Origin of the sequence: Micromonospora sp. HM5-17 (assembly GCF_003762835.1) — a bacterium.
Lineage (GTDB): Bacteria > Actinomycetota > Actinomycetes > Mycobacteriales > Micromonosporaceae > Plantactinospora.
Window position 1 is genome coordinate 42,204 of the sequence record NZ_RJWA01000009.1, and the last position, 26,278, is coordinate 68,481.

Sequence of the window (26,278 nt, forward strand, 5' to 3'; positions counted from 1 at the left end):
GGTCGTCGTCGCATCACGCCTCGGCCAGCAGCGCCCAGAGCACCGCATCCCCGATCACGGCGCGGGACCGGAGTCGGCCCGGGCCGGGGGCGCGTCCACCCGGAGACGGCACGGTCCGGATCCGTAGCACCAGGTCGACGGTAGGGTCCGTCGTCGACGTCGGGATCCGGGGGACCGCCACCCGCGGTACCCGGAGATTCCGCAGCCGGCGACCCTGAGAAACGTCAGGGTGCCGGGCTGACCATCGGGTGCAGCCGTACTCCGGCCCGGATTCCTAGCGTCGGCCATGCTGACAACCCGCACCGGGCTGAGCACGGCCGACGTCGCCGAGCGGATCGCCGCGGGCCAGGTGAACGACGTTCCGATCCGGTCCGGCGCCGGCACCTGGCGGCCGAGACCTCGGCCGCGACGCTGACCCAACGGAAGGGCCGGCCCCCGACGGGGCCGGCCCTTCTGGTTTTGCCGGTCAGGACGGCATATGGTCGCCCTGCGGTCCGGATTTCACCTCATCATTGGGTCGTCGGTTTCACCCCATGGGGACGCCGCCCTGGGGTCCGGCGATTTCGAAACCGTAATCCAGCGGCCAGACGAAGTCGGTCCGCAGGTCCAGACCGTTAATCGAGAGGGGCTGCGGTACGAGCCCGCCGCCGGAGCCGAAGAGCGGGTAGATGGAACCGGATGAGTGGTCGGAGATGTCGCCGCTGACCGACTCACCGGCGGCGGCGACCACGGCGTCGAGTCCGTCGACGCCGTCGAGATTGAGCAGCGCGACCGCTCCGCCGAACCGGTCTCCAGCCTCCGCCCCGCCCGGGATGTCCGCGTGGTTCTGGTCGAACGACTGCGCACCGTTCCCGCTGATGCCGCCGGTGGCCCCCTTGAGCAGGGTGACAACCCCGGCCCCGGCCGCGGAGCCGATCGCCTCGCCCGGGGTGCCGACCAGCACGTCGGCGACGCCGTCGCCGGTCACGTCACCGGTCGCGAGCGTGGCACCGAACCGGTCCCCGGTCTCCGGCTCTCCCGGTACGCCGGCCGTACGTTGGTTGATCACTCGTACCGCACTGTCCGCGATGCCGCCGCCGCGGCCGGTGAAGACCGCGATCAGGCCGCCGTTGAGGTGCGGTGTCTGTGCACCCGGTGCCCCCGCGACCACCTCGCCCAGCCCGTCGCCGTTGACGTCGCCGATGGCGAGCGCCGAGCCCAGGGTCCAGGCGTAGGTGTCGTTGCTGCCGGTCGACGGCTTGATTCCCCAACCGTTGACCGAGGTGGCGCCGCTGGTGGACACCCCGGCCGCCGAGCCCCGCATCAGGACGACCGTGCCGCTGCCGTCGTCGCCGGTGTTCTCGTTCTCGCGTGGCCCGCCGATGGCGAGGTCGGCGTACCCGTCGCCGTCGACCGGGCCGATCGCCAGGCTGTAGCCGAAGGAGTCGTTGCTCTCGCTCGCCCCGGGGACGTGGGCCTGGTCCTGGTAGACGTCCTGGGCGCCGACGTCGGTGAGGCCACCGGCGCTGCCGAAGAGGACTGTGACCGAGCCGGCCGCCGACTTGCTGCCGATCGACTCGCCGTACGCGCCGATCGCCAGGTCGTCGAGGCCGTCGCCGTTGATATCGCCGGCCGCGAGCGCGGACCCGAACCAGTCGCGATTCTCCGAACCGCCGGGGATGCCGGGCGAACTCTGGTCGAAGTATGTGGCCGAGTCGACCACGAGGCCGACGGAACTGCCGGGGACGACCCAGACCCCGCCGGCCTGGGCCCCGTTGACCGGGTCCACCTCGTCCGGTACGCCGATCGCCAGGTCGTGGTAGCCGTCGCCGTTGAAGTCCCCGGTGGCCAGGGCCGCACCGAATCCGCTCACGGCCTCGCCGGGCGCCACGACACTGTACAGGTAGTCGATCTGCGGTGCGGACGAGTACTGCACGACGACCAGGCCGTTCGGACGGTCCGGGAAGGTGTATTGGAAGGGACTCGCGCTGGCCGCGATGTCGTCGAATCCGTCACCGTCGAAGTCGGAGCGGGTGGGACCGAGCGCCTGCACCGACTTTTTGGCCTTCGTCTGGGCCACCCGCTGGTGTTGCAGGATGTGGCCGTCCCGGTTGATTGTTCGGGGCTCGTCCGCCGCCTTAGCCGGGGCATTAAGCCCCAGACCGGCTACAAATGCCAGAATCGAAGCCCCCGCGATACTCCGGCGCACCAGACCTCCTTGTTGGTTGTGGAGGTCAGCAGTGTATGTGAGTAGATCAATGATGGCGACCGAGTAAACGGCACACGGCAAACCCGGACGAACTCCGGCACCGCCACGAGGTGGAACGCGTACCGGCGCCGTCGTCGCGCCGAGCGTGGTCGCGGGACCCGGTCGACGGGGTGAGCTGGCGAGGGTTCGGCAGTGGCGCCTGCCGGCTCTGGCCGGCCGGGACCGAAACCGGGACCAGACGACGAACGCCCGGCACGTCCCACCTGGGACTTACCGGGCGTTCGTGCTGCTCAAGGTGAGCGGAGGATACGAGATTCGAACTCGTGAGGGTTGTTAACCCAACACGCTTTCCAAGCGTGCGCCCTAGGCCGCTAGGCGAATCCTCCGCCGGACATGGTACAGCGTCGCGCGCTGTGGCTCACGCCACCACCCGCCGAAGATCCACTTCCGGGTCGGCTACACTTGGCCGTACCCCCCGTGCGGCGTCCATCTCGTGAACCTCCCCAGGGCCGGAAGGCAGCAAGGATAAGCGAGCTCTGGCGGGTGCACGGGGGGCCTCGTTTATCCCCCGACGTCCGGTCTGACCAGCCCTGATCCCGGTGTCGCGTCGGGGCGCCCGGAAGTCGTCGACGGCTGCGGCGCGTCGGGGCGCACCCGCCCGGTCGACGGGACCGGCGACCGACGGAGCCGGGCGAGACCGGCCGGTGCCCGGTGGTGGCCCTGCCGGGCGCCCGTGCCACGGTGACGTGGCCGACCCCACATGATCGGTGAAGCCGACCGGCGCATGATCGACGTGAAATCGTCGGGCGCGCGTGCCAGCCTGGCACGCGGCACGTTGTCAGCGGGTGGAGAATGGCTCGGTCGAGAGGAGGCGGGACGAGTGGCACTGGCGCTCTACCGCAAGTACCGGCCCCGCACGTTCGCCGAGGTGATCGGCCAGGAGCACGTCACCGAGCCGCTGTCGCAGGCGTTGCGCACCGGCCGGCTGCACCACGCGTACCTCTTCTCCGGCCCCCGGGGCTGTGGCAAGACCTCCAGCGCCCGGATCCTGGCCCGCTCGCTCAACTGTGAGCAGGGTCCGACGCCGGACCCGTGCGGGGTCTGCGAGTCGTGCCGGGCGCTGGCCGCCGACGGCACCGGCTCCATCGACGTCATCGAGATCGACGCGGCCAGCCACGGCGGCGTGGACGACGCCCGCGAGCTGCGCGAACGCGCCTTCTTCGCCCCGGTGAACAGCCGGTTCAAGATCTATGTGATCGACGAGGCGCACATGGTCTCGACGCAGGGCTTCAACGCCCTGCTCAAGCTCGTCGAGGAGCCGCCGGAGTACGTCAAGTTCATCTTCGCCACCACCGAGCCCGAGAAGGTTCTCGGCACGATCAAGTCGCGGACGCACCACTACCCGTTCCGGCTGATCCCGCCGGGCGTACTGCGGCCGTACCTGGAGCGGCTCGCCGAGGCGGAAGGCGTCACGATCGAGCCGGCGGTCTTTCCGCTACTCGTCCGGGCCGGCGGCGGCAGCGTCCGGGACACCCTCAGCATCCTTGATCAGTTGATCGCCGGGGCCGGCCCGGAGGGGGTCAGCTACGCCCGCGCGGTCGCGCTGCTCGGCGTCACCGACTCCGCGCTGATCGACGAGATGTGCGACGCGCTCGCCGCGGGGGACGGCGCCGCCGCGTACGCGACCATCGACCGGGTCGCCGAGGCCGGGCACGATCCGCGTCGCTTCGCCGCCGACCTGCTCGAACGCCTCCGTGACCTGATCATCCTGCGTCAGGTGCCGGACGCGATCGCCAAGGGACTGGTCGACGGCCCCGCCGACCAGCTCGAACGGATGGCGTCCCAGGCCGAGCGGCTCGGTCCGGCGACCCTCTCCCGCTGTGCCGACATCGTGCACAACGGCCTGGTCGAGATGCGCGGCACCACCGCCCCGCGTCTGCTGCTCGAGCTGATCTGCGCCCGGATGTTCCTCCCCGGCGCCGAGGACTCCACCGGCAGCCTGCTGCAACGGCTCGAACGCGTGGAGCGGCGGCTCGCCGGGGTCGGTGACCTCGCCCCACCGCCACCGGCGGCCGGGTCGGCCCCGCCCGCGTCGGCCACGCCGTCGGCGGCACCGACTGCTCCGGTAGTGTCGCCGCGCGCGGACACCCCAGCCCCGCCGGCCGGCCCTCCGACCGGCCGGCCGGCCCCACCTGCCACCGCTCCGACGGGCCCCGCCGGCTCGCCGGCTCGGCCGACCACCGGCCCGGCCGGCTCGCCGACTCGGCAGCCGTCGCCGGAGGCCCGGCCCGCCGGGTCCGGGTCGGCGTCACCGGCCCAGTCGCCGTCCGGTACGGCCCGCCCCACCGAATCCGTCACCGCCTCCGCGGCCGGTCCAGCACCAACCTCCGTCGGCTCGGCGGACATCGGCATGGTCGAGCAGTCCTGGGCGGCCATCGTGGAGGGCACCAAGCACCGCCGGGTCGTGTGGAGCCTGTTGCAGAACGTCTCGCCGTACGCCCTCGATCGCGACACCCTGGTGCTGCGGGCCCAGACCGCCGGGATCGCCAACCGGTTCTCGGACGACAACGTCGCCGGCGTGGTGCGCGACGCGATCCGGGCCGTACTCGGGGTCCAGTGGCAGATCCGGTGCGAGGTGGCCGGCGCGGGTGGCGCCGGGCCCGCGCGGCCGGGTCCGGCGTCCGCCGTCCGTCCGACGGCGCCGGCGCCGCGTCCGAGCACCGCACCGTCCCGTGCGAACGGCGCGTCGGCGCGGCCGGCCGGTGTCGCGGTGCCGGCCGGCCGGGGGACGCCCGGCACCGGGAACACCGGCGTCGGTGCCGCCGTCGGGGCCGGCGAGGAGGACGACTGGCCCGAACCGGCCCGCCCCGGTGGCAGCGCACCGTCCGAGCCGGCGCCGGCGGACGACGACTGGCCGGAGCCGGTCGTGCCGGGGGGCGCGGCCGGTACGTCGACCGGCGGCGGTGGTTCGGCCGGCACGGCGGCCGGCGGTGGTGGCGTACGGGCCAACGGCGCCGCGGCAGGCCGCGGTTCGGTCCGTGGCGGCGGTGCTCCCGGTGCCGGGGCGCCGGGCGGCGGGATCGCGGCGGCCCGGGCGGCGGCCGCAGGCCGGGCGAACCGTCCAGCGGCGCCGGCGGCGGAGCAGGACTGGGCGGGCGAGCCACCCTACGACCCCGAGTACGACGGCCCGGTACGGCGGACGGGTGGTCCGGCCGCCACCCCGACCGTCAGCTACGAGGGCTTTGACCCCGGTGACGAGCCGCTGGACGAGGTGGTCGACGAGCAGACCGCCCGACAGACCAGCGAGCAGCAGGCGGTGCAACTGCTCCAGCAGGCACTGGGCGCGGAACGGATCGGCGAGATCGACCTGAGGTAGCGCTGCCTGGAGTTGACTCCGGCGATCCCAGGCGTGGCGGCCGGGTCGACCCCGGGGCGGAGCCCGGGCTCGTCGGAGCCGGCCCGCTCGGGCCCGCGAGGCCAGCTGGTCGTCCTCCAGCTCGTCCGGGCCGGTGGTCGGGGCGGGCCGTGCCGAGGTGGCGTTGCCCGGATGAGCCGGTCACCCCCGGGTACTAGGCTGGTGGCGACCTTTACCGCAACCGAGGAGTCGCCGTGCGCCCGGGTGGACAGCCCAACCTGCAGCAGATGATGAAGCAGGCGCAGAAGATGCAGCAGCAGCTCGTCGCCGCACAGGCGGAGCTGGCCCAGGCGGAGTTGACCGGTACGGCCGGCGGTGGCCTGGTCACCGTGACCATCACCGGGGCCGGTGAGGTCAAGGCCGTCAAGATCGACCCCAGGGCGGTCGACCCGGAGGACGTGGAGACGCTCGAGGATCTGGTGCTGGCTGCGGTGCGCAGCGCCCACGACGAGGTGCGGAGGCTGACGGAGGAGAAGATGGGCCCGGTCACCGGCGGCCTCGGTGGCCTGGGCGGCAGCCTCGGCCTGCCTGGCTTCTGAGTAACGCCCGATGTACGAGGGTGCCATCCAGGACCTGATCGACGAGCTGGGCCGGCTGCCGGGTGTGGGCCCGAAGAGCGCCCAGCGGATCGCCTTCCACATCCTCTCCGCCGACCCGGCCGACGTGGCCCGACTGGCGACCGCGCTGCGGCGGGTGAAGGAGATGGTGCGGTTCTGCACCATCTGCTACAACGTCGCCGAGGCCGAGCAGTGCCGCGTCTGCCGCGACCCGCGGCGGACCGACGAGGTGCTCTGCGTGGTGGAGGAGCCGAAGGACATCGTGGCGATCGAGCGGACCGGCGAGTTCCGGGGCCGCTACCACGTGCTCGGCGGCGCGATCAACCCGCTGGAGGGCATCGGCCCGGACAACCTCCGGATCCGTGAGCTGCTGACCCGGCTCGGCACCGGTACGGTCAAGGAGCTGATTCTCGCCACCGACCCCAACACCGAGGGGGAGGCGACCGCCACGTACCTGGCGCTGATGGTCAAGCCGATGGGAATCGCGGTGACCCGGCTGGCCAGCGGTCTCCCGGTCGGCGGCGATCTGGAGTACGCCGACGAGATCACCCTTGGTCGGGCCTTCGAGGGGCGGCGGGCGGTCTGAGCAGTCCGTGGGGACCTGGTCGACCTCCCACCCGCTGCCCCGGGCCGTCGTCTCCGGTCGGCCCTGTTCGTCGGGTCGGTCACCCGTGCGTCGGTCACCCGGTTGCCCGTGCCGTCGCCCGACTCGGCGTCGGACCGATCTGGACACGAGAAGGCGTCGGGTCGGTCTGACATGAGGACACGCCGACACGACGAGGCATGTAACAACTTCGTATCGCATGATCGGGACAAAATAGCTCGATTGTTGACCATGTTGCACGCTCTGTCGTGCCCATCATGACGGTCAGGACACGATCCGGTACCAACCCCTTCCCCGGCCGTTTCCGCCTCGTCCGCATGGCCGCTAATGTCTCGCCATCGGTGGCCCCCGTCACCGCGTTTGTCGTACCCACAGGACGAGGTGAAGCACCATGCGTGCACCAAGACCGAAGGCCGCCATCGCGGCTGTTGCGGTCGCGGCCCTCGCGGTAGCCGGCTGTGCCGAGAGCGACCGCGGAGGTTCGGGCTCGAAGGACACCCTGGTCTTCGGCGTGGCCGGTGACCCGAAGGTGCTCGACCCCAGCCTGGCCAGCGATGGCGAGTCGTTGCGGGTCGCCCGGCAGATCTTCGAGACACTGGTCCGGCCGGAGGAGGGCGGCACCAAGATCACGCCCGGCCTGGCCGAGAGCTGGACTCCCGACTCCACCGGCACCGTCTGGACCTTCAAGCTCCGCTCGGGTGTGAAGTTCCACGACGGTACGGACTTCAACGCCGAGGCGGTCTGCGTCAACTTCAACCGCTGGTACAACGCCACGGGGCTGATGCAGAGCCCGGACGTCACGCCGTACTGGCAGGACGTGATGGGTGGCTTCGCGAAGAACGAGCGCGAGGACCTGCCGCCGAGCCTCTTCAAGTCCTGTACGGCGAAGGACGCCACCACCGTGGAGCTCGCCTTCACCCGGCCCTCCAGCAAGATCCCGGCCGCCCTGATGCTTCCCTCGTTCTCGATACACAGCCCGAAGGCGCTTGAGCAGTACCAGGCGAGCACCATCGGCGGCAGCGCGGACAACATCCAGTACCCGCCGTACGCCATGTCGCACCCGACCGGCACCGGCCCGTACAAGTTCAAGTCCTGGGACGTCGCCAACAAGACGCTGACGCTCGAACGGTACGAGGGGTACAGCGGGCCGGCGGCGAAGATCAAGACGATCGTCTTCAAGACCATCCCCGACGAGAACGCCCGCAAGCAGGCGCTCCGGTCCGGCGACATCCAGGGGTACGACCTGGTGGGCCCGGCCGACGTCAAGCCGCTCCAGGACGAGGGCTTCAACGTCCTGACCCGCCCGGCCTTCAACATCCTCTACCTGGCGATCAACCAGAAGGGGAACCCGAAGCTGGCCGACATCAGGGTCCGGCAGGCGATCGCCCACGCGCTGAACCGGCAGGCGCTGGTCGACTCCAAGCTGCCTCCGGGGGCGAAGGTCGCCATTCAGTTCATGCCGGACACCGTCGAGGGCTGGAACCCGTCCGTCAGGACGTACGAGTACGACGTCAACAAGGCCAAGCAGCTGCTGGCCGAGGCGGGCGCGACGAACCTGACGCTGCGGTTCCACTACCCGACCGAGGTCACCCGGCCGTACATGCCGAACCCGAAGGACATCTTCGAGCTCCTCTCGGCCGACCTCCAGGCGGTGGGGATCAAGGTCGAGCCGATCCCGCTGAAGTGGAGCCCGGACTACCTCAACGCCACCACCGCCGGCAGCGCGCACGACCTGCACCTGCTCGGCTGGACCGGTGACTACGGCGACGCCTACAACTTCATCGGCACGATGTTCGACCGGCAGAAGGACGAGTGGGGCTTCAACAACCCCGAGCTGTTCGCGCTCTTCGAGAAGGCCGACAAGACCGCGGACCAGGCCGCCCGGTACGAGCTGTACAAGGAGCTCAACGCCAAGGTCATGGAGTTCCTGCCGGGTGTGCCGATCTCGCACTCCCCGCCGGCGATCGTCTTCGCCAAGGACGTCACCGGGGTGAAGGCGAGCCCGCTCACCGACGAGCGGTTCTCCACCGCCGAGTTCACCTCCTGACCATCGAGGAACGCCTGAGATAGAGGAATAGGGAAACGCGGGCGGGCGCGCGTCGACCGTCGACCGGAGACCCCGGCCGGAGGTCGGCCCGGCGCCCGCCCGTGCCACCCTCCGCACCCCCGCCAGAGGCCGCCCGTGTTCCGGTTCATCGTCAGACGCCTGTTGCAGCTCATACCCGCGCTGTTCGGGCTCTCCATCCTGTTGTTCATCTGGCTGCACAAGCTGCCCGGCGGGCCGGAGTCCGCGATCCTCGGTGAGCGCGGTACTCCGGAGATGCGGGCCGCGATCCGCGAGAACCTCGGCCTGGACGAGCCGATCCTGGTGCAGTACGGCCGGTTCATGAAGCGGATGATCCAGCTCGACCTCGGCACCTCGATCGCCACCAAGCGCGAGGTGACCACCGAGTTTCTGGAGCGATTCCCCGGCACGGTCGAGCTGGCGCTCACCGCGATGATCATCGCGATCGCGCTCGGGATCCCGCTCGGCTACCTCGCCGCCCGTCGCCGGGGCAGGTTTCTCGACCACGTGTCGGTCGCCGGATCACTGGTCGGGGTCTGTGTCCCGGTCTTCTTCCTGGCGTACGTCCTCAAGGCGATCTTCGCCGAGAACCTGCACCTCTTCCCGTCGAGCGGCCGGCAGGACCCGACCATCGACGCCACCCGGGTCACCAACTTCTTCGTCCTGGATGGCCTGCTGACCCGCGAGTGGGACGCCGCCGCCGACGCGCTGTGGCACCTGGTCCTGCCCGGGCTGGCGCTGGCCAGCATCCCGCTGGCGATCATCGTCCGAATCACCCGGGCGAGCGTGCTGGAGGTGCTCGGTGAGGACTACATCCGGACGGCGGAGGCGAAGGGCCTGACCGAGCGGATGGTCCGGAACCGGCACGTGTTGCGCAACGCGATGCTGCCGGTCTCCACCACGATCGGCCTGCTCACCGGCAGTCTGCTCTCCGGCGCGGTGCTCACCGAGACCGTCTTCGCGTTCAGCGGTATCGGCGCCTTCATCGCCGACTCGATCAACCAGCGCGACTATCCGGTGTTGATGGGCTTCATCATGATCATCGCGGTGATCTTCGTGCTGGTGAACCTGATCGTCGACCTCTCCTACAGCCTGATCGATCCAAGGGTGCGGGTCCGGTGAGTGCGTGGAGCGGGCGAGCGCGGCGGGTGAGCCCCGCGGTCGCGAGCGGAGGTGGGCTCCGGTGAGCGCGGCGACGAGGGGAGGAGGACTCCGATGACCATCACCGAGCGGGCCCGGAGGAAGGCGGAGAAGCTCGACCGGCTCGGCGAACTCTCCGCGGCCCGGGACGACGAGCGCGGGGTCAGCCTCTGGCAGGAGGCGTTCCGCCGGCTGCGGCGCAACCCGGCGGCGATCGTCGGCGCCGTGATTCTCGGGGTCTTCCTGGTGGTCGCGATCGTCGGCCCGTTCTTCGTGCCGTACAGCCCGACCGACACGATGGGCATCCGGGAGGGCCTGGTCAAGTCGGGGCAGGGCATCATCCCCGGCTCCTCCGGCGACCACTGGCTCGGCTTCGATCACCAGGGCCGTGACGAGTTCAGCAGGTTGGTCGTCGGTGCCCGGCAGACCCTGCTGGTCGGGGTCGTCTCGACGCTGATCGGGCTCGCGGTGGGCGCGCTGATCGGCGGGGTCGCCGGCGCCGCGGCCGGGCTCGGCGGACGGTGGGGACGCTGGGTCGACGGCGTTCTGATGCGGGTCGTCGACATGATGCTGGCGCTGCCCAGCCTGCTCCTCGCGGTCAGCATCGCCGCGCTGCTCGGCGCCGGGCTGGACACCGTGATGATCGCCGTCGGGATGGTCTCGGTGCCGGTCTTCGCGCGGCTGCTCCGCGGCTCGATGATCGCCCAGTCCGGCAGCGACTACGTCCTCGCCGCGGCCTCCCTCGGGGTACGACGATCGAAGATCGCGCTCAGCCACGTGCTGCCGAACTCGCTCGCCCCGGTCATCGTGCAGGCGACGCTGACCCTGGCGACCGCGATCATCGAGGCGGCCGCGCTCTCCTTCCTGGGCCTGGGCAACCCGGACACGGCCGTTCCGGAGTGGGGCGTGATGCTCGCCGACGCGCAGCCGTACCTGGGGATCCGACCGGCGCTGGCGATCTACCCGGCGGTGGCGATCATCATCACCGCGTTGGGCTTCACCCTGCTCGGTGAGGCGATGCGTGAGGCCCTTGACCCGAAGCTGCGGAAGTGAGCTGGCATGGCACTGCTTGAGGTGGAGGAACTCTCCGTCACGTTCCGCCAGCGCGGCAAGCGGACGGTCCGGGCCGTCGACGGGGTCTCGTTCTCGGTGGACGCGGGCGAGGTCGTCGGCCTGGTCGGCGAGTCCGGCTGCGGCAAGAGCGTGACCTCGTTGGCCATCATGGGGCTGCTGCCCCGCGGGGCCGGGGTCACCGTCGAGGGCCGGGCCGACCTCGACGGCACCAACCTGCTCAGGGTGGACCGGCGGACGATGCGGGACATCCGCGGCCGGGACGTCGCGATGATCTTCCAGGACCCGCTCTCCTCGCTGAACCCGGTCGTTCCGATCGGGCGGCAGGTGACCGAGGTGCTGGCCCGGCACCGCGGGCTCACCGGGGACGCCGCCCGCAGGGAGGCGGCTGAACTGCTTGACCGGGTCGGCATCCCCGACCCGACCCGGCGGCTCAGGGAGTACCCGCACCAGCTCTCCGGCGGGATGCGGCAGCGGGCGCTGATCGCCATCGCGGTCGCCTGCCGTCCCCGGCTGCTCATCGCCGACGAGCCCACCACGGCGCTCGACGTCACCATCCAGGCGCAGATTCTGGAGCTGCTGAAGGACCTGGTACGTGACTCCGGCACCGCCCTCATCATGATCACGCACGATCTTGGGGTTGTCGCCGGGATGTGCGACACCGTCAACGTGCTCTACGCGGGCCGGGTCGTGGAGACAGCCCGCCGCCGGCCGCTCTTCGCCGAGCCCCGGCACCCGTACACGGTCGGGTTGCTCGGCTCGATCCCCCGCCTGGACAGCAGCCGGGGCGAACGGCTCTCGCCGATTCCCGGCTCGGTCCGGGACGTGCTGCCCTGGGCGGACGGCTGTGCCTTCGCGCCCCGGTGTTCCCGCCGGACGGCGGCGTGTGTCGGGGAGCCACCGGCGCTGGTGCTGACCCACACCGAGCGCACCTACCGGTGCGTCAACCCGGTCGCACCGGGCGAGGCCCGCCCCGGCGCCGCGGCCCAGGGCCCGGCGCCGGCGACAACGACGGCCGGGGCCGCGACGGACGGGAGCCCGGCGGGTGAGGCCGCGACGACCGTGCCACCCGCCCCGCGCGAGGAGGAGTCGGCATGACCCGAGAAGCCACCGTCACCGACGACACCACGGCGCCCGCCGCGGAGCGGGGCGACAACCTGGTCGAGGTCCGGGACCTGAAGGTGCATTTCCCGATCACCCGGGGCATCCTCTTCGACCGGGTGGTCGGTCACGTGAAGGCGGTCGACGGGGTCGACCTGACGATTCCGCGCGGCCGGACGTACGGGCTGGTGGGCGAGTCGGGGTGCGGCAAGTCCACGCTCGGCCGGGCGATCCTCCAGCTGATCCGGCCGACCTCGGGCACGGTCAACTTCGACGGGGTCGAACTGACCAGTCTGCCGGCGAACCGGATGCGGGCGATGCGGCGCCGGATGCAAATGATCTTCCAGGACCCCATGTCCAGCCTGGACCCGCGGCAGAACGTCGAGTCGATCCTGGTGGAGGGGTTGCAGGCGCACGGCATCGGCGCCGACCGGGCTGCTCGCCGCGAGCTCATCACCCGGACCCTGGACGCGGTCGGCCTGCCGAAGTGGGCGCTTTCCCGGTACCCGCACGAGTTCTCCGGGGGACAGCGGCAGCGGATCGGAATCGCTCGGGCGTTGGTGCTCGGGCCGGAGCTGATCGTCGCCGACGAGCCGGTCTCCGCGCTCGACGTGTCGATCCAGGCCCAGGTGATCAACCTACTCGACGAACTCCAGGACGAACTGGGGCTGACGTACCTGGTGATCGCCCACGACCTGGCGGTGGTCCGGCACATCTCGGACGTGGTCGGGGTGATGTACCTGGGCGCGCTGGTGGAGGAGGCGCCGAGCGACCGGCTCTACGCCGAGCCGTTGCACCCGTACACCCGGGCGCTGATGTCGGCGGTGCCGGTGCCGGACCCGGAGGTCGAGGACCGGCGGGAACGGATCCTGCTCTCCGGCGATCTGCCCTCCCCGGCGAACCCGCCGGCCGGCTGTCGGTTCCACACCCGCTGCCCCTGGGCCCAGCCGACCCGGTGTGCGGAGGAGCGGCCGGTACTACGCCCGGTCGGCACCAGCCGGGTCGCGTGCCACTGGGCCGAGCAGATCGCCAGCGGCGAGCTGCGGCCGCACAGCGTGAGTACCCAGGTCGTCCGGCCAAAGGACGAGGGGGACGCACCGCACGCCGTCTCCGCCCCGAGCGAGCCCGGCTCGTTCGTCTAGCGGGACTCATCCTCCCCGGATCCGGGGGGGCGGCACGGCCGCGACCGCGCCACGCCCCTCGACGGACGGCCGCCGGGCGGAGGGAGCCCCGGCGGCCGTGGGTGGGTGGGGAGGAGCCGGGTTCCCCGAGGTCAGCCCTCGGGACGGTTGAGCAGACCGACCGCGATCGCGTGCACCGCGTCGAGATCCGCCGGGTCGGCGAGCGTGGCCCGTCCGCCGGTGACGACGTACCACTCGGCGGCGTCCTTGTACTGCACCCGGAGCACGACCTGGCCCGAGCGCAGCTCGGTACGGAGCGTCAGCTCACCGGTCACCACCCCGACCTCGTCGGTCATCACCCCGCCCGGTCCGGCGGTGATGTCGGTGGTCCGGCTCGCCGTCACGTCCCCGTCGGCGGGCGGGGTCCCGGTATCGGTCATCAACAACTCCCCAGCATGTCGCGGAGCGCCGCCTTCTCGGCATCGGTCACGGAGAGACGCCAGTAGTGCTTGACCGCGATCCAGTCCTTGGCGTACCGGCACCAGTCGTTCCGGTTCGGCGGCTTCCACTGGGACGGATCCTGGTCGCCCTTCGCCCGGTTCGACGTCTTCGACACCGCGAAGAGCTGGGGCCGGTCAAGATCGTTGGCGAAGTCCCCCCGCTTCGCGTCGTTCCACTTGTTCGCACCCGACCGCCACGCGTTCGCCAACGGCACCATGTGGTCGATGTCCACGTCGGCGGGGTCGGTGAGGGTGCGGTCGTCGTACCGGCTGACCCAACGGCCCCCGACCACGTTGCAGCCCGAGAGCCTGATGTCGGCGCCGTCCCGTTGCAGGACGGTGTCACGGACGTCGCAGTTCTTGCCAACGTCGCGCCAGTGCGGGAACCGGTCGCGGCTGTATCCCCGCATCGAACCGGCCGATGCCACGGTGAGTTCTGCGAGCTGCTCCTGCGGCCCGGCGGAACCGGCCGGTCGTGGCGGCAACGTGTCCCCGGAGCCGCAGCCGGCGGCGGCGAGGACGAGGGTCACCGCGGTCAGGGCGGCACATCCTTGCCACGCGCGTGATCTGGTACTGAAGAACGGCACGATTCCAGCTTGCGGGGTGTCGATCGGACAGGGCACCCGGACGAGGTTCCGGCGTTTCGCGGCATCTTACGCCCCGGCCGGGAAGAGTGACACTGTGAGTGATTCTCCAGCGCCGCTGCGGCTGACCAGTACCGCCGGTCGGGGCACCCTGCTCGCCGCGGTGGTCGCCTCCGGGATGGTCTTCCTCGACGCGACCGTCGTCAACGTCGCACTGCCGCACCTCGGCGCCGAACTGCGTGCCAGCACCGCCGGTCTGCAATGGACGCTGAACGGCTACCTGCTGACGCTGGCCGCCTTCGTCCTGCTCGGTGGGGCCGTCGGGGACCGGCTCGGCCGGCGGCGGGTCTTCCTCGTCGGCGTACTGGCCTTCACCGCGGCGTCGGTGCTCTGCGGCGCGGCGCAGCACATCGGGTGGCTGATCGCGGCCCGGTTCCTGCAGGGGCTCGGCGGCGCCCTGCTGACCCCCGGCTCCCTCGCCCTGCTGCAGTCGAGCTTCCACCCCGACGACCGAGGCCGGGTGATCGGCGCCTGGTCCGGGCTGGCCGGAGTCTCCACCGCCCTCGGCCCCTTCCTCGGTGGGTGGCTCATCGACACCCTCTCCTGGCGGTGGATCTTCTTTCTGAACCTGCCGCTCGCCGCGGTCGTACTGGTCGCCACGCTGCGCTGGACCCCGGAGAGTCGTGCCGACGCGCCACCCGCCCGGTTCGACGTGGCCGGCGCCCTGCTCGGCGCGCTGGGCCTGGCCGGCATCACGTACGCGCTCGTGGAGGCCGACCAGCTCGGGGGCGGTGCCGTGCCGGTAATGGTGGCGGCGCTCCTCGGCGTGGCCGCCTCGGTGCTGTTCGTGCTCGTCGAACACCGGCGCGGGGAACGGGCGACGCTGCCGCCAGCGCTCTTCACCGACCGGCTCTTCGGGGTGCTGAACGTCTACACCGTGCTGGTCTACGCCGCGCTCGGCGGGCTCACCTTCTTCTTCTCGATCTACCTACAGAACGTCGTGGGTTTCTCGGCCCTGGCGACCGGGCTGGCGACCCTGCCGATGACCCTCCTGCTGCTGGTCGGCTCGGCCCGCTCCGGGGCGCTGGCCGCCCGGATCGGCCCCCGGCCCCAGCTCACCGCCGGGCCGGTCCTGGCCGCCGCCGGGCTGCTGCTGCTCCGCGAGGTCCGACGCGGAGCCTCGTACTGGACCGACGTTCTGCCGGGGATCGGACTCTTCGGGCTCGGCATGACCCTGGTGGTGGCCCCGTTGACCGCCTCGGTGCTGGCCGCCGCGCCGGACCGGTTCGCCGGTGCCGCCAGCGGACTCAACAACGCGGCCTCGCGAGTCGGCGGGCTGCTCGCCGTCTCCGGACTGCCGCTGCTGGTCGGCCTCTCCGGCGGCGGCTACCGGGTGTCCGGGGATCTCGCCCCGGCGTACCGGGCCGCGCTGCTCTGGTGCGCCGGGCTGATGCTCGCGGGTGCGCTCCTGGCCGCGGTCCTGGTGCACCGCCCCGGGCGCCCGCCGCAACGCTCCCGGCCCTGTCCGGGACTGCCGGCGCCGCTGCACCCCGAGCCGGGCCCGGTCGGCCGCCCCGGCGACCGGTAGCGGAGGTGTGGGGCCGGACGTTCCGGGCGACGGAACGGAAAGAACCTCTCATCGTTTCCGGACCAGCTCCAACACCCGGATACGGGGAAATTCCGCGACCCGTGCCACGGTGAAGCGGTCCCGCAGCAGCTGACCCCGGGCACCGGGCTCCCGATCCAGCGGGTTCGCACCACCCCGGACGGTGACCAGCCAGATCCGCTGCACGTCACCGAGACACTCGGCCGAGCGGGGGCACTCCCGGTCGTGGTACCAGCCCCGTTCCCGGGCGGGCACCGCCAGGAAGACGTCGATCGGCCGGGGGTGGTGGCGGAGTTCGTACGCGATGGCCCGGCGCAGGTACCGGTACCCGCTGTACGCGATCCCGTCGCCCGGCCGGGCCTCGGCACGGATGAAAATGGCGACCTGTCGGAACGCGTACTCGTCCTCGACCAGGTCGTGTCGGACCGCCCGGTGTTCGGGCAGACCGAACCCGACCGCCACGGCCACCGCGACCGCCCCGGCCAGCACCGACCGCAGCACCGGCCGGCGCAGCGGTGCCGTGGCGGGCGTGCCCAGCCGGGCGACGAACAGCGTTCCCGCGGCAGCCAGCAGCACCCAGGCCGGCATGGTGAACAGCAGGTAGCGGGGGTAGAAGATCTGCATCTGGTCGGAGACCAGGTAGGCCGTCACCGGTGCGGGCAGCGCCCAGGCGGCCAACGCCAGGCCGGGCCAGCGGGAGACCGCGAGCCCGGCGAGCGCCAGGCAACCCAGCACGGTCGCCACCTCCCGGCCGCCGAGAAGGGCGCCCGGCAGGCGGAGCAGGTCCAACGGCTCGGGGCGGGGGATCCAGTCGATCTGGTGGCGCTGCTGGCCGGCCTGATAGACGAGGGGCGCCACCACGACGCACCCGGCGGCGGCCGCCACCAGCCACGAGCGGAACAGCCGAAGCACGGTCCGGCGCTCGTGGGCCCGTACCTCGGCGAGCAGTAGAACCGCGTGGGCGGCGAGCACGGCGAGGGCGACCAGGTGGCTCAGGCCCACCGCGGCGACCCCGAGGGCATAGCCTGCCCAGCGCCACCGGCCCGGCCGGTCGACGGCACGGAGCAGGAGCAGCGTGGCGCCGATCGTGACCGCGACGGTCTGGGCGTAGGGGCGGGCCTCGGCGGCGTACCGGGAGACGGTCGGCAGGACGGCGAAGAGCAGCCCGGCGACCAGCCCGGTCGGGGCGTCGTAGAGCCGGCGGCCGAGGAGCGCGAGCAGGGCCGCCGCGACCGACATCCACAGCAGCGACGGAAACCGGAGCGCGAACGCGGAGTCGCCGAAAACGGCCGTCCAGATCCGCAGGTAGCCGTAGTACGGCGCGAAGACGATGTCGACGTTGCGGAGCAGCGCGACCAGTTCGGGGATGGTCAGTTGGGTCGTGGCCCACCAGGTCGCGTGCTCGTCCCGCCACAGTTGGCGGTCGCCGAGCCCCACGAGCCCGCAGACCAGGGTCAGGAGCGCCGGTGCGCCCGCGACCAGCAGTGACGCGGATCGGCGCTGCCCACGCCCGGATCGGCCGGCAGCCGGCGCGGCGGGCGGGGTGGAGTCCTCCGATCCGGAGGGTGCCGAAACGGGGACGTCGGCGCTGTCACGGTCGGTCTTCCGTCCCCGCACGGCGCCGCTCGGCATCGATGCTCCTCGCCCTCGTCGGTCCGTACGCCATCATCGTGGTCGATGTTATGAGCGTACGGTGACGCGGAGAAGCGATCACGGCGCGTGAAGATTACGCACCCCTGCCAAGGGGGGCGATTGGTACGGGTCGCACCGGGGCGACCGAGGTGGCGGCGCCCTCGGGTCGTGTGGGATGCGCGGGCCGGCCGGGGTCACCGGCCGGCCCGCGCCGCCGACTCAGCGCAGGGCCCGGTTGACCGCGCTGGTCACCGCCCGGATCGAGGCGGTCACGATGTTGGCGTCGAGTCCGACGCCCCAGACTGTCTTGCCGTCCACCTCGCACTCGACGTACGCGGCCGCCTGGGCGTCGCCGCCCGAGGACATCGCGTGCTCGTGGTAGTCGAGAACCCGAACCTGGACGTCGACCGCGTGCAGCGCGTTGACGTACGCGTCGATGGGGCCGTTGCCGGTCGCGGTGAGGGTGCGGCGTTCGTCGCGGAAGTGGGTCTCCGCCTCGATCTCCACCTTGCCGTCCCCGGTGCCGATGGTGTAGCCCTCCATCCGCAGCACCGGCTGCGGCTGCTGGTCCACGAGGTACTCCGTGGCGAAGAGCTCCCACATCCGAGCCGGCTCGACCTCGCCACCGGCGTCGTCGGTCACCCGCTGTACGACCCCGGAGAACTCGATCTGGAGCCGGCGCGGCAGGTCGAGGTGGTGTTCGGTCTTCATGATGTACGCCACGCCGCCCTTGCCGGACTGCGAGTTGACCCGGATCACCGCCTCGTAGCTGCGGCCCACGTCCTTCGGGTCGATCGGCAGGTACGGCACCGCCCAGGGGTAGCGCTCGACCGGCACGCCGGCCGCCGCGGCGTCCGCCGCCAGTGCCGCGAAGCCCTTGTTGATCGCGTCCTGGTGCGAGCCGGAGAAGGCGGTGTAGACCAGGTCTCCGGCATACGGGTGCCGCTCGTGCACCGGGAGCTGGTTGCAGTACTCGACGGTCCGCTTGATGTCGTCGATGTTGGAGAAGTCGATCTGCGGGTCGATGCCCTGCGAGAAGAGGTTGAGGCCCAGGGTGACCAGGTCGACGTTGCCGGTCCGTTCGCCGTTGCCGAAGAGGCAGCCCTCGACCCGGTCGGCGCCGGCCAGCAGGCCCAGCTCGGCGGCGGCGACCCCGGTCCCCCGGTCGTTGTGCGGGTGCAGGGAGAGCACCAGGCTCGCGCGGCGTGGCAGGTGGCGGTTCATCCACTCGATCGAGTCGGCGTAGACGTTGGGGGTCGCCATCTCCACCGTGGCCGGCAGGTTCACGATCAGCGGACGGTCCGGGGTCGGGTCGACGACCTCGATCACCGCCGCGCAGATCTCCAGCGCGTAGTCGAGTTCCGTCCCCGTGTAGGACTCGGGGGAGTACTCGTAGTAGATGTCGGTGTCCGGGGTGTGGATCTCGGCGTACTTCTGGCAGAGCCGCGCGGCGGTGGTGGCGATGTTGGTGATACCGGCCCGGTCCAGGCCGAAGACCACCCGTCGTTGCAGGGTCGAGGTCGAGTTGTAGAAGTGCACGATGGCTCGTCGCGCGCCGCGCAGCGACTCGAAGGTGCGGTCGATCAGGTGCTCCCGGCACTGGGTCAGCACCTGGATGGTGACGTCGTCCGGGATCAGGTCCTGCTCGATCAGCTGGCGGACGAACTCGTAGTCGGTCCGGCTCGCCGAGGGGAACCCGACCTCGATCTCCTTGTAGCCCATCTGCACCAGCAGCTGGAACATCCGCCGCTTGCGCTCCGGCGACATCGGGTCGATCAGCGCCTGGTTGCCGTCACGGAGGTCGACGGCGCACCACCGGGGGGCCGCCTCGATACGCCGGGTCGGCCACTGCCGGTCCGGCAGGTCGACGGTGAACTGCTGGTGGTACGGCTGGTACCGGTGGTACGGCATCCGGCTGGGCCGCTGACGAGCTATCGGATCGGCGGCGGTGGCACCGGCTGGCTGTGACATGGTGGAGAACTCCCGTGGTCATGTGGCGGCGCGGCTCGGTCGCCGCGTGAACGGCGACGACGGGTCGGGCGCCGGGTCAGTGGGTCGTGAATGTGTGAGTGACGTGACTGGCCGCAACGGGGATCGGCCGGGGAAGAAGGACGGCGCGCATCAACTCCGCGACGAGGTGCCGGTCCGGTTGGCCTCGTCGCGGCAGCGAAGGAGGAGCGCCTGCCACATGACATTCGGGACCTTACGCGTTCTGCCTGCCGACCGGGAAGCGTAGTCCGCAATATGGGAAGTGCCCAGGTCGCGGCACCTGTCCGCCGCCCCGCGCCGCTCGGCTGACGGCGTACTGCCGGCCCGCGAGGCCCGCGTCGGGGAGACGGACCGGGCGTCCCGGCATCGCCGCCGACCGGATCGGCGCTCAGCCCAGCATCAGCTCGGCGACCGGGCGACGCTGGCGTAGCCCGACCTCCCGGACCCGCAGATCCTCGGGGAGCGAGTACGGGTCGCCGAGCCGGCCGATCGCGACCACGACGTGGGGGTGTACCTCCGGCGGAAGGTCCAGGTCCGCGCGGAGGCCCGCCTCGTCGAACGCGGCGGTCTGGCGTACGTGCAGCCGCAGCGAGGTGGCCTGGACCGTCAGGTGGGCCACGGCCTGGCCGAGGTCGTACGCGGCGTACGTCAGCGGGGCGCCGACCGCATCGGCGGTGACGTGCGCCGCGAGCAGCAGTGCCGAGGCCCGACCGGCCCACCGTTGGTCGGCCGGGGAGACGTTGGTCAGGATCCGCTTGTACGCCTCGTCGTCGCGCCGGCCGAGCAGGAAGCGCCACGGCTGGCTGTTGCCGTGGGAGGGAGCCCAGCGGGCCGCCTCAAGCAGCGACGCCACCTCGGCGTCGGTCAGCTCGGCGATCGGGTTGAAGGCGTGTGGACTCCATCGGGCCGCCAGTAACGGAGAGAGCTGGGCCATGGTGTCGAGTGTGCCGTATCGGCCAGGATGTCCGTTCGGCGGGGTCACCTGACGTGATCGGACACACCCGTACCGTGATCAACTGGTGGGCTCGGTCGGAGCGGCGATCGACAGCGGGACGCGGTCGACCAGCGGTCCGGGCAGCGCGATCGTCGCGGGCGCGGGCGCCGGCGCGCCGACCAGGCGGAGGTCACCGGCGGGGAGCCGGGCGGCCGTGAGCGTGCCGTCGGGTTCGTAGCAGTAGATGCCGGGGTCCAGCGGCGGGCTGACCGACGCGGACGTGACGTCGACGGCGAAGCAGTGGCCGCGGGCGCCGGCCAGCTCGGCCGTCGAGACCGCGAGCGGTGCCTGGCGGTCGGTGAAGACCTCGGGCCAGTCGGTGAAGAGGTGCTGGAGCCGTGGGTCGATACCGGGGTCGAGCGGCTGTCCCAGGCCGGCCACCCGTACGCAGCCGGCCGGATCGGGGCTGCCCGCCGAGGCGAGCTGGCACTGGAAGAGGCCCTCGGCGGTCTGTGCCATCGACACGTCGGCCTGGCCGCCGAGTGCCCCGCCGGGGATGTCCACCCGCCACGAGCCGTCCATGGCCCGGGTGACCGAGATCGTGCGGTCCGGCCCGTCGGCGACCGAGAGGACGTACGTCGCGACCAGCCGGCGGTCCTGGGCAGCGGCGGCGTACGCCGCGAGCTGGTCGCGCGGCTCGGTCGGCGGCGCCGGGACGCCGGGAGTGGTCGGCGGCACCGTCGGCGTCCCGCTTCCGCAGCCGGCCGGCGCGGCCACCGCGGTGAACAGGAACAGGCCGAGCGCGCCCCGGACGACCAGGAAGCGGCGCCGCCGGCCGCGGGTCAGGGCGGCGGCCAGCCCGCGTGCGTGACCGGCGGCCGTGCCCCGGTCCGCGACCGTGGAGTGGCCCCTGGCCGTGCCCCGGTCCGTGACCGTGGGGCAGACCGCGGTCGTACTGCGGTCCGTGACCGTTGGGTGGGCCGCGGCCGTGCCGTCGCCCGGGGGAGTCGTGTGCCCTGCCGGAGCCTCGGGGTGGGGAGGACCACCACCGGGCCGCCCGAGCCTGCCGAGGCGTGCGGGGAAACGGCACGTGATTCCGGGCACAGGCCGACCGCTGACCCGCCGGGGGTGAACGGCGGGGTGAGGAGGACTCACGGGGCGCATCCGGCCATTCTCCGGGCGAATCGCCGAACCAGGTGGTCAGCCCAGTTGCCGTCGCGTGTCGGGCCGGCGGTCCGGACCGCCGGCCCGGACCGCCGGTGGCCGGGTCGCCGTACCGGCGCCCGGACGTCTGCTCCGGCCGGCACTGGTCGGATGGTGGGAACGCCTGGTCGGAGCGGCAACGCCGGCCGGTACCCTGAGGGAGTCTCACAGAGCGCCGCCGGCCTCGACCGGCGGCGTTGGCACGCTCAGGGCCGGTGCGCGTGTCCGGCCTGCGGGAAGGGGTGGACCGTCGTGGCACTGGTGGTGCAGAAGTACGGCGGATCCTCGGTTGCCGACGCCGAGCGGATCAAGCGGGTAGCCGAGCGAATCGTCGCGGCCCGCAAGTCCGGCGACGACGTGGTCGTGGTGGTCTCCGCGATGGGCGACACCACCGACGAACTGCTCGACCTGGCCAACCAGATCACTCCGCTGCCTCCCGGGCGCGAGCTGGACATGCTGCTCACCGCCGGTGAGCGCATCTCGATGGCACTGCTCGCGATGGCCATCCACAACCTCGGCTACGAGGCACGGTCGTACACGGGCTCCCAGGCCGGGGTGCTGACCACCTCGGCCCACGGCCGGGCCCGGATCATCGACGTCACCCCCGGCCGGCTGCGCGGCGCGCTCAACGAGGGCGCGGTGGTGATCGTCGCCGGCTTCCAGGGGGTCGCCCAGGACACCAAGGACATCACCACCCTGGGCCGCGGCGGCTCGGACACCACGGCCGTCGCGCTGGCCGCCGCGCTCGGCGCGGACATCTGCGAGATCTACACCGACGTGGACGGTGTCTTCACCGCCGATCCGCGGATCGTCTCGAACGCCCGGCAGATCAAGACCATCACCTACGAGGAGATGCTCGAACTGGCCGCCTGCGGCGCGAAGATTCTGCACCTGCGGAGCGTGGAATACGCCCGACGGGCGGGGTTGCCGATCCGCGTCCGTTCGTCATACTCGACCAACACCGGAACTCTGGTGACCGGATCGATGGAGGACCTACCCGTGGAGCAGGCACTAATCACCGGGGTCGCCCACGATCGGAGCGAGGCGAAGATCACGGTCGTCGGCGTTCCGGACGAGCCGGGGGCGGCGGCTCGGATCTTCGAGACCGTGGCCAGCGCCGAGATCAACCTCGACATGATCGTGCAGAACGTCTCGACCGAGGGAACCGGGCGTACCGACATCTCGTTCACCCTGCCCAAGGCCGACGGGCCCACCGCGATGGCGGCGCTGAGCAAGGTGCAGGAGCAGGTCAAGTTCAAGGGGCTGCTCTACGACGACCACGTCGGCAAGGTCTCCCTCATCGGTGCGGGGATGCGCTCGCACCCGGGCGTGGCGGCGAGCTTCTTCGCGGCACTGGGCGAGGCCGGGGTCAACATCGAGATGATTTCGACCTCCGAGATCCGGGTGTCGGTGGTCTGCCGCGACACCGACCTCGACGTCGCGGTCCGGGCCGTACACGAGGCGTTCGACCTGGGCGGCGACGAGGAAGCGGTGGTCTACGCCGGGACCGGGAGGTAGCTCGGGATGGCTTCGCTGCCCACGCTGGCGGTGGTGGGGGCCACCGGCGCCGTCGGCAGGGTCATGTGCGAGCTGCTCTCGTCGCGCAAGAACGTCTGGGGCGAGATCCGGCTGATCGCCTCCGCCCGCTCCGCGGGGCAGACGCGGATGTGCCGGGGTGAGGAACTCACCGTCCAGGAGCTGACCGCCGAGGCGTTCGACGGCGTCGACGTCGCGATGTTCGACGTGCCGGACGAGGTGGCCGCCGAGTGGGCGCCGGTGGCGGTCGCTCGCGGCGCGGTCGTGGTCGACAACTCCGCGGCGTTCCGGAGCGACCGGGACGTGCCGCTGGTGGTGCCGGAGATCAACCCGGAGCAGGTGCGCAACCGGCCGAAGGGCATCATCGCGAACCCCAACTGCACCACCCTGGCGATGATCATCGCGGTGGCACCGCTGCACCGGGAGTACGGCCTGCGGGAACTGGTACTCGCGTCGTACCAGGCGGTCTCCGGCGCGGGTCAGGCCGGCGTCGACACCCTGCACGACCAGCTGTCCAAGGTCGCCGGCGACCGGGTGCTCGGCTCCCGGCCCGGCAACGTTCGGCAGGCGATCGGCGACGACCTCGGCCCGTTCCCCGCCCCGATCGCGCTCAACGTGGTGCCGTGGGCCGGCTCGTTGCGCGACAACGGTTGGTCGTCGGAGGAGCTGAAGCTGCGCAACGAGTCGCGCAAGATCCTCGGCCTGCCGGACCTGAAGGTCTCCGCCACCTGCGTCCGGGTGCCGGTGGTGACCGGTCACTCGGTGGCCGTACACGCGGTCTTCGCCACCGAGGTGGACGCGGAGGACGCCCGGGAGGCGCTGCGCAACGCGCCCGGGGTGATCCTGGTCGACGACCCGGCGGCGGGCGAGTTCCCGATGCCGATCGACGCGGTCGGGACCGACCCGTCCTGGGTCGGCCGGATCCGCCGCTCGGTTGACGACCCGCGGGCGCTGGACCTCTTCGTGACCGGCGACAACCTGCGCAAGGGCGCGGCGCTCAACACCGCGCAGATCGCCGAACTCCTCGCCGCGGAGCTTCACGCGGCCCGCTGAGCCGGACCCGGACGGGCGTCGGCTCGAAACTCCGCCGCTCCCGCCCCGGCCGTACCCGCCCCGGGGCGCCGGTCCGCCCGCCGGTACCGGGTGCGAGGGCTCAACCGGCGGCGAGGCCGACGCCGTCGCGGCCCTGCCGCTTCACGCTGTAGAGCGCCTCGTCGGCCCGGCGTAGCGTCCGGTCGGGCGACTCGCCGTCGCGGCGTACCGCCACCCCGACGCTGATCGTCCGGCCGGTCCGCCGGGCCGCCTCGACCAGCCGTTGCGCGATGCCGACCGCCTCGTCGGCCCGGAGCACGTCGACGACCGCGACGAACTCGTCGCCGCCGGTACGGTACAGCTCGTCACCGTGCCGCAGCGCCCCCTGCAACGCCCGGGCCAACTCGACCAGGGCGCGGTCGCCGGCCTGGTGGCCGTACGTGTCGTTGATCGACTTGAAGTCGTCGACGTCGATGGCGAGCAGGGCCGTCCGTCCCTGCGGCCGCAGGTCGGCGATCCGCTCGCCGAACGACCCCTGGTGCCGCAGTCCGGTCAGCGGATCGGAACTGGCCCGTTCCCGCAGTTGAGCCAGACCGCGCAGGCGTTCGAGACAGATCCACGCCTGGGCGGCGAGCAACTCGACCAGGTTGACGGTGGTCGGGTCGGGATGCAGCGTCCGGGTGTCGCCGACCAGCAGCACGCCGCAGGACTCCGCCGGCCCCAGCGGTACCGAGATCAGTGTCCGGACTCCGGCCGCGATCAACAGGTCCTGGTCCGGCGTGGTCGGGTGGCCGTCCTCGCCGAGGGTGTAGGAGGCACCGTGCCGCTGGGCCTGGGCCCGGAGTCGTTCCAGCACCGGTCGTCCGGCACCGACGAGCGCGGCGTGCACCCGCGACTCCAGCCCGTCCGGTACGACGCTCGGGGTGGCCAACCGAGGCCCGGTCGGGCTGTCCAGGACGAAGACCGCGGACGCGAGCCCGGAGACGTCCCGGGCCGCCTGGACGGCCACCGTCATCAGTTCGGCCTCGGTGGTGGCGGCGGTCAGCGCCGAGGCGTGCCGGAGCAGCTTCTCGCTCCGGGTCTCCGCGGGGGGCCCGCCGAGCGCCGTGATCCGGGCACCGAGCCGGCCGGCGATCCGTTCGGCGGTATCCCGCCAGGCGTCCAGGTCGACCTCGGCGGTCCACTCCAGGTCGAGCACGCCGACCGGTCGGCCGCCGGCCGAGTCGACGATCGGGACGCAGAGTTCCGCCAGCAGGTCGGGTCGCAGGGCCACGTGGTCCGGATCGAGCCCCAGCACCGGGATCACCTCGGTCTTGCCGGAGGCGTAGACCCGGCCGACCGTCCCGTGGCCGGCGGGCGCCGAGGCGAAGACCTGCCAGGAGCCGGTGGCCGCGACACAGCGGAGCCGGTCATGCACCCAGAGCAGGACGGCGATCCGGGCCGGGGCGTGTCGGGCCAACGCCGCCACGGCCGCCCGGCACGCCTCGACGGCGGTCGAGGCTGTGGCGAGTCGGGTGGCGACGTCGCGGACGACACGCGGGTGATCGAGGGGAGACACCGTTCCGATCCGGGGAAGAGGGTCCGGGAGGTGCCGGGCCGAGGGGTAGGTAGGGACAGGGGTCGGCCGCCCGGCGCCCGGGCGGGTGGCGTCGCTGCGCCCGGCGGCCGGGCGCCTCCGTCCCCCGGCCGAAGCCGGGGAACGCCTCCGGCGGTGGCCGGCGGAACGCCTGTCCAAGATTACTCAGTGTGTCGAGAAAACGCTGGACACGGCGTGTGGGAGCTGTCCCCCGCCGTCGCCTTTGGCGGCTGACGCGGCATTTCCGGGGCGGTCCCGCTCATGTGATACGTGCCATCCCACCGCCGCCCCGGTCACCATAGAACGTCGCGAGGAGTGACCGCACGGCATGAGCGGTCACCCCTCACCGCCGGAGCCGTCCGCCCGGTCGTCCGGCGCTACGGAATCTGACCGATGGATGTTGCTCCCCGGTCATGGCGGGACG

At 71.9% G+C, this 26,278-nt stretch carries 19 protein-coding genes, 1 tRNA gene and 1 other RNA gene; 12 read left to right on the forward strand and 9 right to left on the reverse strand.

What is annotated here, in order from left to right; translation table 11 throughout:
• Nucleotides 1-526: 526 nt before the first annotated feature.
• Entirely contained in the window at nt 527-2,059 is a 1,533-nt protein-coding gene (locus EF879_RS22305) for an FG-GAP-like repeat-containing protein (RefSeq protein WP_233604667.1), read from the reverse strand.
• 429 nt (nt 2,060-2,488) lie between these two features.
• A tRNA-Ser gene (locus EF879_RS22310) sits at nt 2,489-2,574 on the reverse strand.
• Nucleotides 2,575-2,657: 83 nt separating this feature from the next.
• Between EF879_RS22310 and ffs the strand changes: the two genes are divergently transcribed.
• From ffs to EF879_RS22355, 9 genes are all read left to right on the forward strand, one after another.
• Nucleotides 2,658-2,748, forward strand: an RNA gene (gene ffs / locus EF879_RS22315) — signal recognition particle sRNA small type.
• Nucleotides 2,749-3,068: 320 nt separating this feature from the next.
• Nucleotides 3,069-5,564: a DNA polymerase III subunit gamma and tau gene (locus tag EF879_RS22320; RefSeq protein ID WP_123561772.1), complete on the forward strand. Its 2,496-nt coding sequence runs from the start codon at nt 3,069-3,071 to the stop codon at nt 5,562-5,564.
• Between the two features lie 257 nt (nt 5,565-5,821).
• Nucleotides 5,822-6,142, forward strand: a complete 321-nt coding sequence (locus EF879_RS22325; RefSeq protein ID WP_233604682.1) for a YbaB/EbfC family nucleoid-associated protein — start codon at nt 5,822-5,824, stop codon at nt 6,140-6,142.
• A 10-nt stretch (nt 6,143-6,152) separates the two neighbouring features.
• On the forward strand, nt 6,153-6,746 hold the full coding sequence (gene recR, locus EF879_RS22330; RefSeq protein ID WP_123561775.1) for a recombination mediator RecR: 594 nt from the start codon (nt 6,153-6,155) through the stop codon (nt 6,744-6,746).
• A gap of 409 nt (nt 6,747-7,155) precedes the next feature.
• Nucleotides 7,156-8,811 (forward strand): ABC transporter substrate-binding protein, encoded by a 1,656-nt coding sequence (locus tag EF879_RS22335; RefSeq protein WP_123561777.1) that lies wholly within the window; start codon nt 7,156-7,158, stop codon nt 8,809-8,811.
• Nucleotides 8,812-8,946: 135 nt separating this feature from the next.
• Nucleotides 8,947-9,951 carry an ABC transporter permease gene (locus tag EF879_RS22340; RefSeq protein ID WP_123561779.1) on the forward strand — a complete coding sequence of 335 codons (1,005 nt, stop codon included), beginning with the start codon at nt 8,947-8,949 and terminating at the stop codon, nt 9,949-9,951.
• Nucleotides 9,952-10,044: 93 nt separating this feature from the next.
• A complete protein-coding gene (locus EF879_RS22345; RefSeq protein WP_123561781.1) occupies nt 10,045-11,022 on the forward strand; it encodes an ABC transporter permease in 978 nt (325 codons plus the stop codon).
• A gap of 6 nt (nt 11,023-11,028) precedes the next feature.
• On the forward strand, nt 11,029-12,138 hold the full coding sequence (locus EF879_RS22350) for an ABC transporter ATP-binding protein (protein ID WP_123561783.1): 1,110 nt from the start codon (nt 11,029-11,031) through the stop codon (nt 12,136-12,138).
• On the forward strand, nt 12,135-13,283 hold the full coding sequence (locus tag EF879_RS22355) for an ABC transporter ATP-binding protein (protein ID WP_123561785.1): 1,149 nt from the start codon (nt 12,135-12,137) through the stop codon (nt 13,281-13,283). The genes EF879_RS22350 and EF879_RS22355 overlap by 4 nt, the downstream gene beginning before the upstream one ends.
• A gap of 131 nt (nt 13,284-13,414) precedes the next feature.
• Here EF879_RS22355 and EF879_RS22360 read toward each other — a convergent pair whose 3' ends face one another.
• Together EF879_RS22360 and EF879_RS22365 are read right to left on the reverse strand one after the other, a co-directional pair.
• Nucleotides 13,415-13,786, reverse strand: a complete 372-nt coding sequence (locus EF879_RS22360) for a hypothetical protein (protein ID WP_370375546.1) — start codon at nt 13,784-13,786, stop codon at nt 13,415-13,417.
• Complete coding sequence (locus tag EF879_RS22365; protein WP_199736570.1) at nt 13,702-14,349, reverse strand: HNH endonuclease family protein; 648 nt, start codon at nt 14,347-14,349, stop codon at nt 13,702-13,704. Before EF879_RS22365 ends, EF879_RS22360 begins: the two co-directional genes overlap by 85 nt.
• Before the next feature lie 94 nt (nt 14,350-14,443).
• On the opposite strand from EF879_RS22365, the gene EF879_RS22370 reads away from it, so the two are divergent.
• Nucleotides 14,444-15,934, forward strand: coding sequence for an MFS transporter (locus tag EF879_RS22370; RefSeq protein WP_233604668.1), 1,491 nt, complete (start codon nt 14,444-14,446; stop codon nt 15,932-15,934).
• Between the two features lie 48 nt (nt 15,935-15,982).
• Here the strand turns inward: EF879_RS22370 and EF879_RS22375 are convergent, their stop codons facing one another.
• The 4 genes from EF879_RS22375 to EF879_RS22390 form a co-directional block, all read right to left on the reverse strand.
• The gene (locus EF879_RS22375; protein WP_123561789.1) at nt 15,983-17,584 is read right to left on the reverse strand and encodes a glycosyltransferase family 39 protein; all 1,602 of its coding nucleotides are present in this window, start codon (nt 17,582-17,584) and stop codon (nt 15,983-15,985) included.
• Between the two features lie 219 nt (nt 17,585-17,803).
• Nucleotides 17,804-19,555 carry a 2-isopropylmalate synthase gene (leuA, locus tag EF879_RS22380; RefSeq protein WP_123561791.1) on the reverse strand — a complete coding sequence of 584 codons (1,752 nt, stop codon included), beginning with the start codon at nt 19,553-19,555 and terminating at the stop codon, nt 17,804-17,806.
• Between the two features lie 406 nt (nt 19,556-19,961).
• Nucleotides 19,962-20,507 carry a nitroreductase family protein gene (locus EF879_RS22385; protein WP_123561793.1) on the reverse strand — a complete coding sequence of 182 codons (546 nt, stop codon included), beginning with the start codon at nt 20,505-20,507 and terminating at the stop codon, nt 19,962-19,964.
• Nucleotides 20,508-20,585: 78 nt separating this feature from the next.
• Entirely contained in the window at nt 20,586-21,611 is a 1,026-nt protein-coding gene (locus EF879_RS22390; RefSeq protein WP_123561794.1) for a hypothetical protein, read from the reverse strand.
• A gap of 351 nt (nt 21,612-21,962) precedes the next feature.
• Between EF879_RS22390 and EF879_RS22395 the strand changes: the two genes are divergently transcribed.
• Nucleotides 21,963-23,228, forward strand: a complete 1,266-nt coding sequence (locus EF879_RS22395) for an aspartate kinase (RefSeq protein ID WP_123561796.1) — start codon at nt 21,963-21,965, stop codon at nt 23,226-23,228.
• A 6-nt stretch (nt 23,229-23,234) separates the two neighbouring features.
• Nucleotides 23,235-24,299, forward strand: a complete 1,065-nt coding sequence (locus EF879_RS22400) for an aspartate-semialdehyde dehydrogenase (RefSeq protein WP_123561798.1) — start codon at nt 23,235-23,237, stop codon at nt 24,297-24,299.
• A gap of 100 nt (nt 24,300-24,399) precedes the next feature.
• Here EF879_RS22400 and EF879_RS22405 read toward each other — a convergent pair whose 3' ends face one another.
• Nucleotides 24,400-25,836, reverse strand: coding sequence for a diguanylate cyclase (locus tag EF879_RS22405; RefSeq protein WP_123561800.1), 1,437 nt, complete (start codon nt 25,834-25,836; stop codon nt 24,400-24,402).
• Nucleotides 25,837-26,278 lie beyond the last annotated feature (442 nt).

What these genes read in the sequence shown, in the direction of transcription:
- recR (WP_123561775.1), top strand. Translation starts at nt 6,153, where the DNA reads ATGTACGAGGGTGCCATCCAGGACCTGATCGACGAGCTGGGCCGGCTG.
- EF879_RS22335 (WP_123561777.1), top strand. Translation starts at nt 7,156, where the DNA reads ATGCGTGCACCAAGACCGAAGGCCGCCATCGCGGCTGTTGCGGTCGCG.
- EF879_RS22345 (WP_123561781.1), top strand. Translation starts at nt 10,045, where the DNA reads ATGACCATCACCGAGCGGGCCCGGAGGAAGGCGGAGAAGCTCGACCGG.
- EF879_RS22350 (WP_123561783.1), top strand. Translation starts at nt 11,029, where the DNA reads ATGGCACTGCTTGAGGTGGAGGAACTCTCCGTCACGTTCCGCCAGCGC.
- EF879_RS22355 (WP_123561785.1), top strand. Translation starts at nt 12,135, where the DNA reads ATGACCCGAGAAGCCACCGTCACCGACGACACCACGGCGCCCGCCGCG.
- EF879_RS22375 (WP_123561789.1), bottom strand. Translation starts at nt 17,584, where the DNA reads ATGCCGAGCGGCGCCGTGCGGGGACGGAAGACCGACCGTGACAGCGCC.
- leuA (WP_123561791.1), bottom strand. Translation starts at nt 19,555, where the DNA reads ATGTCACAGCCAGCCGGTGCCACCGCCGCCGATCCGATAGCTCGTCAG.
- EF879_RS22385 (WP_123561793.1), bottom strand. Translation starts at nt 20,507, where the DNA reads ATGGCCCAGCTCTCTCCGTTACTGGCGGCCCGATGGAGTCCACACGCC.
- EF879_RS22400 (WP_123561798.1), top strand. Translation starts at nt 23,235, where the DNA reads ATGGCTTCGCTGCCCACGCTGGCGGTGGTGGGGGCCACCGGCGCCGTC.